The organism is Candidatus Chlorobium masyuteum, from assembly GCF_011601315.1.
Lineage (GTDB): Bacteria > Bacteroidota > Chlorobiia > Chlorobiales > Chlorobiaceae > Chlorobium > Chlorobium masyuteum.
The window spans coordinates 284,350-296,273 of the sequence record NZ_JAAORA010000003.1; the positions used below are offsets into that span (position 1 = coordinate 284,350).

Sequence of the window (11,924 nt, forward strand, 5' to 3'; positions counted from 1 at the left end):
GCACCGCACGTAATTGTCGTGAGTGCCCCCCTATTCTGCGGTGACCACCGTCAGCTCAACCTGCTGACCGGGTGAAACATAGGAACCGACAGCCGGCTTCTGGCTGATGACGGTATTGGGTACCAGAATGGCAGAATATTCGGTAATGATCTTTCCTGAATTAAGACCCGCTTCGGTGATAACCTGGCTTGCCTGCGACAGAGACATTCCAAGCACATCGGGAACAACAACCTTTCTCAGGCCTTCAGAGGACTCCTGATATCTGCCGATGATAAGAGAGAGAGCAGAGCCGGAACTCACCACAGTCTGCGGGGGAACTGACTGACTGAGTACTTTTCCATCATCTTCCGGATTGGTTACGGGACTCATCTGAACGCCTTCAAGTGTCAACTCCATCCGGGCGGCTGCCTGCCGGGCATCGAATTCGGGACGCCCCTGAAAATCAGGCATCGGAAACGTCGGCTTGTCACGCCGGTTGAGTACCAGATAGACATTGCGTCCCGGCTTAACTTCAAGGCCGGCTTCCGGCATCTGGGAGATCACTACATTGGAATCAATACCGCTGAGATATTTGACATAGTAGCTTTTCTTTGCCTCAAACCCTGCATGCCGAAGTTTTCGCACGGCATCCTCATAGGGCATTTCAGTAACATCAGGAACAACCCGAACGCTCCCCTGTGAAACATAAAAGGGCATTATCAGTTTGTCGAATATCCCGATAACCCCTAAAACAAGTAAAATGACTACCCCGACTTTTTTCTTCATCTCGCTATAAACGGTTATTTCTCTTCATGTTCAATCATGACTGCTCATCGACACAGGGGACGCACTAATTATCTCTTTTCATAACAAAATCCACAAGCTGCAACAGAGAGCGTTTGGCCGTGCTCTCAGGAAAATGGGTGATGGAGGAAACTGCTTTTGCGGCTAACCCTTCAGCAACTTCTGCCGCATAAACAAGACCGCCCTTATTTTTCACAAACGCAACCACTTCACCGCTTCTTGATGCCCGTTTACCGGCACTTTTCAGAATGGAGCGAATGCTCTTCTGTTCTGACTCGGAAGCGTGGGAAAGTGCATAAATAAGCGGAAGGGTAATTTTCTTGTCTTTGATATCGATACCCATCTCTTTACCGGTTTTTTTGGAATCCCCCGTATAGTCGAGCAGATCATCCCGGATCTGAAAGGCAAGCCCGAGATACTCTCCATAACTTTTCAGCGAAGCAATAGCGCTCTCATCAGTAGTCGAACTCATCGCTCCCATAGCACAGGCTGATGAGATAAGAGAGGCCGTCTTGTCGGAAATCACACTAAGATAATCCTCTTCAGAAATATCCAGACTGCGGGTTTTCTGGATCTGAAGAATCTCCCCCTCACTCATACGGCGGACAGCTTCCGAAACCATATGCAGAAAACCATAATCCTTGTGCTCAAGAGAGTAGAGGAGACCCCGGGAGAGCAGATAATCACCGATAAGTACGGATATCTTGTTTTTCCAAAGGGCATTGATTGATGCCAGGCCGCGCCGCATTTCGGCACCATCAACCACATCATCATGAATAAGGGTGGCCGAATGAAGCAGTTCGACCATAATTGCCGCCCGATAGCTCGACTCATTTACCCCGCCGCAGAGCTGTGCCGAAAGAAGAACGAGTGCCGGACGAATCTGCTTGCCCTGCTGTTTGAGAACATAGCGGGTTACCTTGTCAACCAGCGTATTCTGGGCATAGAGCACCGTTTTATAACGCTGCTGAAAAATCTCTATTTCATCGTTTACCGATGCCGTGACATCCTTGATATTCACCAGATCCCCGGAAATTTATCGTGACAAGCTCCCCCGATTGGAAGCTCCTGAAAACATTGAACAGGTTTGCTGTATTACAAAAAAAGCCGTAAACACTTTTCTTTCGTGAAATTAAAAGAATCTTCCACCACTAATAAAATGATTCCTGTCAAAAAAAGAGAGGCTGTAACCGCTGCATCACTGTTATGAAGGGAAGATACATAACGATGAGATAACCCTGAAATTCTATCTGGCTGACCGTGCATCAATAACAGCAGCAGTTGAGTAAAAAAAGCGTCATAGCAACGGCAATAAACATTTTCTTGGCTGCAAGCATCTTTGTTGCTATGTTTTGATGCATCCGCACGAAACATCTCTACATGTTCACGCATAAATGAAATTATGAGCGAGGAAAAAGAATCCACACACGCACCGGCACCGCAGGAAAAAGAAGAAGAGAGCAGAACCGAAGAACATTCCGGGTTCATGAATCCCTATCCCCATGCACTAGAAGGGGTCGGTGCTACCGATAAAGGTGAACCGGAAAACGAAGAAGCTCCGGAGCGTGCGGAAGACGCTGTGCCGCATGATTCGGGCGCGGAAGGCGAACTGAATGTAATCGGCCATCTTGAGGAGATCCGGGCCCGACTGATCAAGTCCGGCCTTGCCCTGCTCATCATTACCGCACTGTGCAGCATCAAGGCCGATTTTCTGGTTAACGATGTGCTGATCGGGCCATTGACCAGAAGCAGCAAAACCCTTGTGCTTCAAAACCTGATACCCTACGGTCAGATATCGCTCTATCTGCAGGTCGTCTTTTTTTCGGGATTCATCATCTCTTTCCCCTTTATTGCCTGGCAGATCTGGCAGTTTGTTGCGCCCGGCCTGCACGAAAACGAACGCAAGGCCGGCAGATTCTCCATACTCTTTATCTCCCTCTCCTTTTTTACCGGTATCGGGTTCGGCTATTTTGTCTTTCTCCCCGTTACCCTGCAGTTCTTTGCCGGATTCGGAACACCCCTGATCAAAAACAATATCTCCGTTCAGGATTATGTCAGTTTTGTGATTGGCGCACTCCTGACCGCCGGACTGGTTTTTGAACTCCCCTTCATCTCCTATGTCCTCTCAAAAATCGGACTCCTCACCCCGGCCTTCATGCGTTTTTACCGCAAGCATGCCATTGTGGTCCTGCTGGTTGTGGCCGCCGTGGTAACACCCTCAACCGATGTTGTCACCCAGCTTGTCATCGGCCTTCCGATGATTTTGCTCTATGAGGTGAGTATCCTCATTTCCGCACAGGTCAACCGCAAGAGAAACGAACTGCTGCTATGACAGGCCATCGAGACCCGTACCCCCGCATGATCGACGTAACGGTGCCGGGCAAAACACTCAGGGGAAACCCTCTCGGTGACCCTGCAGAACGAAGGATTCCAGTCTATCTGCCGCCGTCATACGACGATAAAAAACGGTTTCCCGTCATCTACCTCCTTGCGGGATTTGCCTCTACCGGTCAAAGCTTCATGAACTACAGTTTCGGCCGTCAAACGGTGCCGGAAATGGCCAATTCACTTATAACCGGCGGGAACATGGCGGAGTGCATTATTGTCATGCCGGACTGCATGACCCGATACGGAGGCTCCCAGTATGTCAATTCAGCGGCTACCGGCCGGTACGAAACCTATCTGGTTGATGACGTTATCTCTACCATTGACAGCACCCTCTGCACCCTTGCCGAGAGAAAGCACCGTGCCGTTGCAGGAAAATCATCCGGAGGGTTCGGCGCTCTCCGCCTCGCCATGAGGCATCCGGAGAGGTTTGCCGCGGCTGCATGCCATAGCGGCGACATGGGATTCGAACTCTGCTATAAACCGAATTTCCCGGCGGCAGCAAGAGTGCTTGAACAATACCGGGGAAGTATACCGGACTTTCTGCTCGCCTATGAAAGTGCTCTGAAAAAACCGCAGCGGGAGTTCACCCTGCTTGATATCATCGGCATGGCAGCCGCCTACTCTCCCGACGCATCCAAAGAAGCTCCGGAAAACATCCGGCTTCCCTTCAACCCCCATACCTGTGAACCAATTGAGGATGTGTGGCAGGAGTGGCTTGCTTTTGATCCTGTAGAGATGATCGAGCGTGAGGAGTATCGTGAAGCACTGCGATCACTCAACACTCTTTTTCTTGACTGCGGAACGCTTGATGAGTACAATCTTCAGTTTGGGCACCGAATCTTTTCTGCCAAAGCAACGACATACGCCATAAACCATCACTATGAGGAGTTTATGGATTCACACAGCAACACCTCATACCGCTACGCCGTATCACTCCCCCTGCTCGCAGCGGCGATTGCCGACTGAAGCTGCAAGAGTGAGCAGTTTCTGAAAAACTCTTTCAGTCTCTTTTTTCAGCTCCTCCCTGGAGCCGTTGTTCCAAATCACATAATCAGCCTTTTCAGTCAGCTTCTTCTGCGGCCACTGCATGGCAATACGCTGCATGATCTCCTCACGTGTTCCCATCCCTTTCTCAACTGCGCGGTGAATACGGCGATCCATATCGGCGGCCACAACCACAACCACATCAACATCCCGATGGCCGCCCGATTCAAAAAGTATGGCGGCCTCCTTGACCATAATCCTCTTACCCGTTCTCTCCGCTTCAAGCACACCCTTTCTGAACTCACGGTAGACCCTGGGGTGTATAAGGCGGTTAAGCGCTTCAAGTTTTTCGGGAGAGGAGAACACAACCGATGCAACTGCTTTCCGGTCAAGAGCAAGTGCTCCCCCGGCATCATGCCGATAGACTGCATCACCGAAGAGCTCCCGCATTCCCTCGATCACCCCGGAATCGGAAATCTGCAGCTCCTTTGCAACCCTGTCAGACTCGAAAAGAGCACAGCCCAATTCCGACAGATAGCTGCAAACCGTTGACTTTCCGCAGCCGAGCCCGCCGGTTATACCGACAACCAGAGTTTTTTTACTGCTCATTGTGCGGAATCTGTTTTTTTGCGGATATTCTCCCTCACCTGAAGAAGGACCAGCCGCCAGAGATCGGGATTACGGCTGTAGGATTGCGCCTTGAAGGCAAAGCGTTCACGACTGAGTGTATGGCGCAGGAGCAGTGTGTCAAGCTGCGCAGCATCAAGAATAGCTGAAACAATCACATCATCGCCTGCCGGTATGCCTGACTGAAGAAGATAGTCACTGTAAAATCCGGCAAAACGAATATCATCCTGATCAAGCTTTGAAAGTTTTTTTTCACTGCACCCCAGAAGGGCCGAACTGAAAATCAGGCAAAGAGTAAATACCGAAAATCCCTGTCGCAACTTCATTTGCCTGCAACTCCTTTATTGATATTTTCTTAGGATAAATGAGAAGAATCAGGAATTTTTCGTTTTCAAGAAACTAAATCCCCAAATAGTAAGTTTAAACATTTTTAATCATACCTCGCCTTCTTTTAATATCAAAATAACAACCAATTATGGCATATCAGCAACCACCCCTTCCGTTCGCAGAAAACGCACTTGAGCCTTATATTTCCGCAAAAACGCTCGGTTTTCACTACGGGAAACACCATGCCGCATATATCACGAACTACAACAATCTCGTTGCCAACTCGAACCTTGACGCACTGAGCCTTGAAGAGACAATCGCCATTGCAGCAGCAGACCCGCAGAAAATCGGCATTTTCAATAATGGCGCTCAGGCCTGGAACCACACCTTCTACTGGAACAGCCTCACACCAAACGGCGGCGGCGTACCAACAGGAGAACTTGCCGCTAAAATCACAGAGGATTTCGGCAGTTTCGACAAGTTCAAGGAAGAGCTGAAAAACGCAGCTGCAACCCAGTTCGGCAGCGGTTGGGCCTGGCTTGTACTTGATGGCAGCACCCTGAAAGTGGTCAAAACCGGTAATGCCCAGACCCCGCTGACCAGCGGTCAGAAGCCGATCCTGACGATTGATGTCTGGGAGCATGCCTACTATCTTGATTTCCAGAACCGCAGGCCGGATTATGTAGCCTCCGTCATCGACAACCTCCTCAACTGGGAGTTTGCCGCCGCCAACTACAAGGCCGCAAAGTAAAACAATCAGGGGCCGATCTGAATCAGGATTCAGCTCTGTTTCGATCCCATATTTAAAAAGCAGAAGGCGCCGGGTGGCGCCTTCTGCTTTTTATCATCTTCCAACAGCTCGGCTTGAGGATAAAACCCCAAAGGGGCGAAATACAGGTAGCGCAGTCCCTATACAATCTGGGCTGGGAGAGAATTTCGAGCACCACACAAAGAAGCCTTCGAATCGCGGAACAGATTTTGAGTGGTACCTGCCCTCACATCCACGGCAGCGACTCTGCCTCATCCAGATTAATCACCCGAGCCCTCTTCGGCATCGAAAACGTGGCAGAAAGAGTCCCCTTGTTAAATGACCGCTCATCGTAGGAGATCACCAGCTGATGCTCTCCTTTAATGCCGGAACCGCTGTTGTAGAGGAGCATATCAATCTCTTTTGGTACAAGCGTACGCTGCGCGGCAATAGTGAGGGTTTCGTAATTTCTGAAATGCAGCTCGGTAGTCGTCACTCCCTCCCTGTTTTTCAACAGGAGAGCGCTGAGCGTTCTGGTAACCGGATCAATAACAATCTCCTTGCTCCCCGTCTGGCTCTCTACCGTAAACATCAGATTTCCCGCCCCTTTTTTAACCGATCTGATGGCACTCACCGGCTCTGAAATCTTCACAAGCCCCAGCAGAGACTCCGAGAGTAACCGGTAGCCGGAATTCACGCCGAGCATTTTCTCAAGATTCTCATCGTTGTTGCTGCCGACAAAAAGCAGGTTGTTGATCAGATCATGGACATAGAGTGAATCACGGCTGAAAAACATGTCGGCGACCGGCCACCCGAGAAGACCCGCACTGACGATCATACGAGCCTCGGCTCCACGATTGAGCCTGATATTGCAGAAAACCCGCTTCTGCCGTGTCGGTGTTTTTATCCAGACATCGGCATAACCGTCAAGAGAAACAACCGCCGGTGAAGCTGAAGCCACTTCACGATAGAGATCACTATACTCGGCAATCATTACAATCTGTTCTGCAGGAAGCTCCTGGCGCCCCACACTCCTGAATTCAGAACATCCCGCGCCAAAAACAAGCAGGCAGAACACCCATACCATCAATCCAGTCCTCTTCATAACGCACGCTTTTATTTAGTCATCCATACTTCACCGATCTCTCTCATCATCACTTTTATCCTGAGCCAATTTATTTCCTTTGAGATTGATCTCTTTTACAGCACATTGCATTCAGGCGCAAAGAGCACCGGATTGAACGCGCCCGAATCAATATTTCATGGATCGGGCAACCGATACCGTTGCATTGATATTCAATTTTCATAGTAATGTACAATGCAGCACTATCAAAACCACTACCCATTTTCCATCCCATGCACGCACTATACCTTAAACCAAAAGAACACCACCGCATCCAGAAAGGCCATCTCTGGGTGTTCAGCAATGAACTTGCCAATGTTCCCCGTGATATAGCCGCCGGTGAAACCGTTCAACTCTTTACCCACGACAAAAAATTCATGGGCACCGGGTTTTATAACCCGCACTCCCTGATCGCCTTCAGGCTCCTCACCCGCAAGGATGAACAGCCCGACAAGGATTTTTTCCTTAAACGATTCCTTGAAGCGCTCAAGCTTCGCGAAAAGACCTACTCACCGGAAGAGACCAACGCCTACAGGCTTGTACATGGAGAGTCGGACGGTCTTCCGGGTCTGATTGTAGACCGCTTCAACCAGGCAATCGTCCTTCAGGCATTTTCCGCTGGTATGGATGTGCATCTGCCGCTTATTACCGAGGTACTGCAGGAGCTTTTTAAACCTGAAGTTATCGTTGTTCGCAACGAATCCATCCTCAGGGAGCTCGAAGGCATTCCTCTCTACAAGGATGTTGTCATGGGTAACCGTAAGGCAACAAAACAGACCATATATGACGCAGGCATCTCCTACGATGTTGATGTGTTCGAAGGACAGAAAACCGGATTCTTCCTTGACCAGCGCGAAAACCGCAGAGTTATCCGGAAGTTTGCCAAAGATGCCGAAGTGCTTGATGTTTTCACCAATGACGGAGGATTTGCCCTCAACGCACTCTACGGCGGTGCAAAATCGGCCATTCTCGTTGATGCCTCCCAGGAGGCGCTGCAGCGTGCCGAGCATAACGCAAAACTGAACAATTTCAGTGAGTACAGTCTGGTTGCCGCCGATGCCTTTGATATGCTGGAACAGATGGGTGATGCCAAAGAGTCGTTTGACCTTGTTATTCTCGACCCTCCGAGCTTCACCAAGAGCCGCAAAAACCTGCCCGGTGCACTGAAAGGATACAAGAGACTCAACAAGCTCGGCATGCAGCTCGTCAAAAACGGAGGATTTCTTGCAACCGCCTCATGCAGCCACCACGTCTCCGAAGAGGATTTCCTGCAGACCGTCCATCAGGCAGCTCTTGCAGCAGGGTGCCAGCTCCGGCTGATCTACAAAAATTCACAACCCTTCGATCATCCGGTACTGCTCTCCATGCCGGAAACCAGCTACCTCAAGTTTGCCTGCTTCTACCTGACGCGTTGACAACCTCCCCTACCGGAAAGCCTTAACAAGATCATAGACCTCCTGCCATGTTTCAGCCCTCGGGCCCGGAACATGGCGGTTGGTGCTGTTGACAAAACAGATGGTGTAGAGCCCCTTCTCCCGAAGCTGAAGGATGTTGTCGGGTGTATCCTCGACATAGATATCCGCGCCAACCTGCGCCTTCTCTTTCATAAAACAGAGATCCCAGTAGGGAATGCCGTGGCTGTCGAGCCACTCGACGGTCTGCTGCACGGCGGAAGCATGGAAATAGTGGATAAAGAGACGGTGCGTGATGATGCGGATACGGTAGCCATCGTCGGAGAGCAGGCGCAGATACTTGCGGGCTCCGGGAATCATCGGCATGGTTTTAAAGAGCTCCCTCTGGGTGACGGCAAACCGGTGGAGGCTCTCATACTGACTTTTACCGGTCACACCCCACTCGGCAAGACCGTAGGAGACCTCCCTCGGCAACCCCTCAAGCGGACACTCGAACCACTCGGAAGCAATTTCGCGCATCCGGTCATAAAAATCAGCGCAAACACCGTCCAGATCAACCCCGATAACTGTTTTCGGCTTCTCCATCATCATCTCCGAATAATTGCACAGAATTTCCTGACAAGGTCATTAAGCCCCGGAGGGGTGAAATATTGGTAGCGCAGTCCCGACGAAGTCGGGGCTGGGATAGGATTTCGAGCACCGCGCAACGAAGTAATCGAATCGCGCAACAAATCAAGAACGTCGCCATTGGGCGTCGCTATAAATTGTCGTGAGCGGTTTGAGTACAAGGCGGACGGAGCGCAGAAACCGGAGTGTACACGGAAGTACACGAGGATTTCGAGCACCGCCCAACGAAGTAATCGAATCGCGCAACAAATTTATAACGACGCCCTAAAATGAGCGGTCAAATAATTTCCTGTACTTCCTCGTCACCTCATCCTCCTCCCCGAGGAAGCGGAAAATGGCAATGCATGCCTTGCGTGATCCATCATCATCATAGTAGCGGTTCTGCACAATCACATCAATAAAAAGGGCAAGGGCTGCATCAAAATGCTGCTGCTTCAGCTCAGCTATAGCCGCAAGATAGTCAACACGTATACCATCTTCAGGCAGGTTATCCTTATTGATCATACAGAGCCGGGCAAGCACCCGTACATTATCGGCCAGGGCAGCGTACTGAGGCTCACTCTCAAGAGAAGCACTCAGGCGAAGCGCCTCCTCGGGATGATCAAAAAGTCTCAGCCTCACGAGTAACGCTCTGGCCAGAAGATTTTCAGGCTCCTTGTGCAGCACGCCCTCCAGAAGGGATACGGCCATTGCAGGTTTGCCCTGCTGAGCAAATTGAGCAGCAAGAGTAAGTTCTTTCTCATAGAGAGCCGGCAGCTCTATTTTAAGCCACTCCCGGATCCGCTGTTCAGGAATAGCTCCCGAAAACTCACTTGACACCTCGCCGTCGATAAAGAGCTTGACAGCAGGGACCCCACGAACATTATAGGTTGAAGCAATATCAGGATACTCATCGGTATTAAGTTTGACCAGCTTCCAGCGCCCCTCACTCTCAAGGGCCAGCTTCTCAAGCACCGGAGTCAGCATCTGGCAGGGAGTACAAACCTCTGCCCAGAAATCCACAAGAACAGGAGTATCATGACTCTGTTCAATCACATCGCACTGAAAATCAAAAGGCTGCTGAGCATTCATATCGGTCATAAACTATAAGTGGAAAAGGGTTCAGTCCGGTCACAACGAAAAACAACATGTTTAAGCACTCCGGCGATGCTCTCTTCGACGGCAAAAGCGCTTTCAAACCGCTGAAGTCTGGTGAGGCTGTTCGGCACCACCACACAGGCAATACCAGCCGCATGGGCAGAAGCAAAGCCCCTCAGCGAATCCTCGACAGCCAGAGCCTCTCCGGGAGCAACCCCGAGCGCATCAAGGGCCAGGAGATAGGGTTCCGGATGGGGTTTTGGATGTTCTACCTCATCCTCGGTCACTATCACTTCAAAAAAGTCCAGCAGACCGCTTTCGCGGTGCATCATATAGATCTGGTCACGCGGGCTTCCCGTCACCATGGCAAGCTTTACCCTTCCGGTCAACGCCTGAAGGGTTTCAAGCACATCCGGCCTTACCGGTATATCCTTTCCGATCAGCTCCCGGTACTCCCGGTTGCGCCTCTCGATCAGCGGCCCGACAAGAGCATGATCCATTCCAAGGTCTGCCGCAATCTCGAAACTTCTCTTGGCGTTGCCAAGGTACTCCTCCGCCCAGTACTCTTCGGTCAACGCAATACCGTAAACGGCAAAGTGAGTACGCGTCAGCTCAAAAAAAACAGATTCGGTGTCAAGCAGAAGCCCGTCATTATCAAATAAAAGCGCATCAATCATAAGGTCAGCACATCCCGCTATTTCGAAAGTTCAGCTGTAGCAATTCGTATGTATGAAGAGGCTTCATCAAGTATTTTAAGGGCCTGGCGGATTTCATAATCATCATCCACATCATCCTTTGCCCGGTTCAACCTCTTCTTTGCATCCTCAATGGCATCAGATGCCAACTGTAGATTTGAGCTGATGGACATGGCACTCTCCCTGTTTGGTTATTCTGTATGGAAATACGTACCGTAATGTAGCACCAAATGCTCAAAAGTGGTAACGAAGCAAAAAGTAAAACAACCATTTCAGAGTAATCTGCAACCTCGCGGTTTCTTTTTTCTCCCTGAATGTGAAGAACCAATGTATTTACGCCAGAATTCCCGTATTTTGCAAAAAACTGTATAGTCAATAATTACGGGCACTCATGTAATACATCATGTACGAACCCCACTATACCAGACCCATCCCCTCCACCAGGTTTGCACTCAGGATCATGCTGCATGGAGCGGTTGCTCTCTGCATTGTCGCCTTTTCACTCCTTATCGGTATCGCAGGATACATGGCAACCGAACAGATGGGGGTGCTCGACGCATTTCTGAACTCTTCAATGCTGCTTGGAGGAATGGGGCCGGTAAAAACCGAGGGACTATCTCCTGAAGGAAAGCTCTTCGCCGGTTGCTACGCACTCTATGCCGGACTGGTCTTTATCGCGGTCATGAGCATCATGCTCGCACCGGTTGTGCACCGGGTCATGCACCGCTACCACTGGGATGAAAAACACGATTGAGAGCACCATGACAACAAAACCAAACTGTTACAGTGTTCCTGCCCGGCAGAGTCAAAGAAGGTAGTGGATTGGACGTACCCAGCGCGGGGAGCGACAGTGCGAAAAAGTAGCCACGCTGCATCCAGTATCGCTCCTCCTGGCATAGCTAACTCTTCATTATGGGTTCACAACCAATATCTGATACTGTTTTACAAAACAGTATCAGTAGTTATTAATTACCTCTGTCACTTACGTCCCCTAATCTCGAGTCGAGGGTGAGTAGGCCGGAGGAGTTTCACCTCCAGCCTCTTGCAGAACCGGACGTGAACCTCTCAGCTCATCCGGCTCCCATTATCCAGCCTTTCGGAACATATCCCTTATTCCAATGCACAAACTTTTC

15 protein-coding genes are annotated in these 11,924 nt (G+C 50.3%); 5 read left to right on the plus strand and 10 right to left on the minus strand.

Annotated elements, in window-relative coordinates; translation table 11 throughout:
- Positions 1 to 30: 30 nt before the first annotated feature.
- The 3 genes from G9409_RS07930 to G9409_RS07940 form a co-directional block, all read right to left on the minus strand.
- Positions 31 to 765 carry a PASTA domain-containing protein gene (locus G9409_RS07930; RefSeq protein WP_166808250.1) on the minus strand — a complete coding sequence of 245 codons (735 nt, stop codon included), beginning with the start codon at positions 763 to 765 and terminating at the stop codon, positions 31 to 33.
- 64 nt (positions 766 to 829) lie between these two features.
- Positions 830 to 1,804 (minus strand): polyprenyl synthetase family protein, encoded by a 975-nt coding sequence (locus G9409_RS07935; RefSeq protein ID WP_166808251.1) that lies wholly within the window; start codon positions 1,802 to 1,804, stop codon positions 830 to 832.
- Between the two features lie 74 nt (positions 1,805 to 1,878).
- Positions 1,879 to 2,175 carry a hypothetical protein gene (locus tag G9409_RS07940; protein ID WP_166808252.1) on the minus strand — a complete coding sequence of 99 codons (297 nt, stop codon included), beginning with the start codon at positions 2,173 to 2,175 and terminating at the stop codon, positions 1,879 to 1,881.
- Positions 2,176 to 2,185: 10 nt separating this feature from the next.
- Between G9409_RS07940 and tatC the strand changes: the two genes are divergently transcribed.
- The gene (gene tatC, locus G9409_RS07945; protein WP_166808253.1) at positions 2,186 to 3,115 is read left to right on the plus strand and encodes a twin-arginine translocase subunit TatC; all 930 of its coding nucleotides are present in this window, start codon (positions 2,186 to 2,188) and stop codon (positions 3,113 to 3,115) included.
- Positions 3,112 to 4,137 (plus strand): alpha/beta hydrolase, encoded by a 1,026-nt coding sequence (locus G9409_RS07950; RefSeq protein ID WP_166808254.1) that lies wholly within the window; start codon positions 3,112 to 3,114, stop codon positions 4,135 to 4,137. The genes tatC and G9409_RS07950 overlap by 4 nt, the downstream gene beginning before the upstream one ends.
- Here G9409_RS07950 and coaE read toward each other — a convergent pair.
- Both coaE and G9409_RS07960 read right to left on the minus strand, forming a co-directional pair.
- Positions 4,102 to 4,764, minus strand: a complete 663-nt coding sequence (gene coaE, locus G9409_RS07955) for a dephospho-CoA kinase (protein WP_166808255.1) — start codon at positions 4,762 to 4,764, stop codon at positions 4,102 to 4,104. The two genes, G9409_RS07950 and coaE, sit on opposite strands and share 36 nt — an antisense overlap.
- The gene (locus G9409_RS07960) at positions 4,761 to 5,108 is read right to left on the minus strand and encodes a hypothetical protein (RefSeq protein ID WP_166808256.1); all 348 of its coding nucleotides are present in this window, start codon (positions 5,106 to 5,108) and stop codon (positions 4,761 to 4,763) included. Before G9409_RS07960 ends, coaE begins: the two co-directional genes overlap by 4 nt.
- A gap of 149 nt (positions 5,109 to 5,257) precedes the next feature.
- Here G9409_RS07960 and G9409_RS07965 point away from each other — a divergent pair, with 149 nt between their 5' ends.
- The gene (locus G9409_RS07965) at positions 5,258 to 5,860 is read left to right on the plus strand and encodes a superoxide dismutase (RefSeq protein WP_166808257.1); all 603 of its coding nucleotides are present in this window, start codon (positions 5,258 to 5,260) and stop codon (positions 5,858 to 5,860) included.
- Between the two features lie 244 nt (positions 5,861 to 6,104).
- On the opposite strand, the gene G9409_RS07970 is transcribed toward G9409_RS07965, so the two are convergent.
- Complete coding sequence (locus G9409_RS07970; protein ID WP_235923271.1) at positions 6,105 to 6,962, minus strand: DUF4292 domain-containing protein; 858 nt, start codon at positions 6,960 to 6,962, stop codon at positions 6,105 to 6,107.
- 251 nt (positions 6,963 to 7,213) lie between these two features.
- Between G9409_RS07970 and G9409_RS07975 the strand changes: the two genes are divergently transcribed.
- Positions 7,214 to 8,395, plus strand: a complete 1,182-nt coding sequence (locus G9409_RS07975) for a class I SAM-dependent rRNA methyltransferase (protein WP_166808258.1) — start codon at positions 7,214 to 7,216, stop codon at positions 8,393 to 8,395.
- A 9-nt stretch (positions 8,396 to 8,404) separates the two neighbouring features.
- On the opposite strand, the gene G9409_RS07980 is transcribed toward G9409_RS07975, so the two are convergent.
- From G9409_RS07980 to G9409_RS07995, 4 genes are all read right to left on the minus strand, one after another.
- Positions 8,405 to 8,980 carry a 5' nucleotidase, NT5C type gene (locus G9409_RS07980; RefSeq protein WP_407926794.1) on the minus strand — a complete coding sequence of 192 codons (576 nt, stop codon included), beginning with the start codon at positions 8,978 to 8,980 and terminating at the stop codon, positions 8,405 to 8,407.
- Between the two features lie 303 nt (positions 8,981 to 9,283).
- Positions 9,284 to 10,099 carry a tetratricopeptide repeat protein gene (locus G9409_RS07985; RefSeq protein WP_166808259.1) on the minus strand — a complete coding sequence of 272 codons (816 nt, stop codon included), beginning with the start codon at positions 10,097 to 10,099 and terminating at the stop codon, positions 9,284 to 9,286.
- Positions 10,096 to 10,773 carry an HAD family hydrolase gene (locus G9409_RS07990; RefSeq protein ID WP_166808260.1) on the minus strand — a complete coding sequence of 226 codons (678 nt, stop codon included), beginning with the start codon at positions 10,771 to 10,773 and terminating at the stop codon, positions 10,096 to 10,098. Before G9409_RS07990 ends, G9409_RS07985 begins: the two co-directional genes overlap by 4 nt.
- A gap of 17 nt (positions 10,774 to 10,790) precedes the next feature.
- Positions 10,791 to 10,964 carry a hypothetical protein gene (locus G9409_RS07995; RefSeq protein WP_166808261.1) on the minus strand — a complete coding sequence of 58 codons (174 nt, stop codon included), beginning with the start codon at positions 10,962 to 10,964 and terminating at the stop codon, positions 10,791 to 10,793.
- Between the two features lie 230 nt (positions 10,965 to 11,194).
- Here G9409_RS07995 and G9409_RS08000 point away from each other — a divergent pair, with 230 nt between their 5' ends.
- Positions 11,195 to 11,545: a hypothetical protein gene (locus tag G9409_RS08000; protein WP_166808262.1), complete on the plus strand. Its 351-nt coding sequence runs from the start codon at positions 11,195 to 11,197 to the stop codon at positions 11,543 to 11,545.
- Positions 11,546 to 11,924: the final 379 nt, after the last annotated feature.

What these genes read in the sequence shown, in the direction of transcription:
- G9409_RS07985 (WP_166808259.1), bottom strand. Translation starts at nt 10,099, where the DNA reads ATGACCGATATGAATGCTCAGCAGCCTTTTGATTTTCAGTGCGATGTG.
- G9409_RS07995 (WP_166808261.1), bottom strand. Translation starts at nt 10,964, where the DNA reads ATGTCCATCAGCTCAAATCTACAGTTGGCATCTGATGCCATTGAGGAT.
- G9409_RS07970 (WP_235923271.1), bottom strand. Translation starts at nt 6,962, where the DNA reads ATGAAGAGGACTGGATTGATGGTATGGGTGTTCTGCCTGCTTGTTTTT.
- G9409_RS07975 (WP_166808258.1), top strand. Translation starts at nt 7,214, where the DNA reads ATGCACGCACTATACCTTAAACCAAAAGAACACCACCGCATCCAGAAA.
- G9409_RS07960 (WP_166808256.1), bottom strand. Translation starts at nt 5,108, where the DNA reads ATGAAGTTGCGACAGGGATTTTCGGTATTTACTCTTTGCCTGATTTTC.
- G9409_RS07990 (WP_166808260.1), bottom strand. Translation starts at nt 10,773, where the DNA reads ATGATTGATGCGCTTTTATTTGATAATGACGGGCTTCTGCTTGACACC.
- G9409_RS07940 (WP_166808252.1), bottom strand. Translation starts at nt 2,175, where the DNA reads ATGCGTGAACATGTAGAGATGTTTCGTGCGGATGCATCAAAACATAGC.
- tatC (WP_166808253.1), top strand. Translation starts at nt 2,186, where the DNA reads ATGAGCGAGGAAAAAGAATCCACACACGCACCGGCACCGCAGGAAAAA.
- G9409_RS08000 (WP_166808262.1), top strand. Translation starts at nt 11,195, where the DNA reads ATGTACGAACCCCACTATACCAGACCCATCCCCTCCACCAGGTTTGCA.
- G9409_RS07980 (WP_407926794.1), bottom strand. Translation starts at nt 8,980, where the DNA reads ATGATGGAGAAGCCGAAAACAGTTATCGGGGTTGATCTGGACGGTGTT.
- G9409_RS07950 (WP_166808254.1), top strand. Translation starts at nt 3,112, where the DNA reads ATGACAGGCCATCGAGACCCGTACCCCCGCATGATCGACGTAACGGTG.
- coaE (WP_166808255.1), bottom strand. Translation starts at nt 4,764, where the DNA reads ATGAGCAGTAAAAAAACTCTGGTTGTCGGTATAACCGGCGGGCTCGGC.
- G9409_RS07930 (WP_166808250.1), bottom strand. Translation starts at nt 765, where the DNA reads ATGAAGAAAAAAGTCGGGGTAGTCATTTTACTTGTTTTAGGGGTTATC.
- G9409_RS07965 (WP_166808257.1), top strand. Translation starts at nt 5,258, where the DNA reads ATGGCATATCAGCAACCACCCCTTCCGTTCGCAGAAAACGCACTTGAG.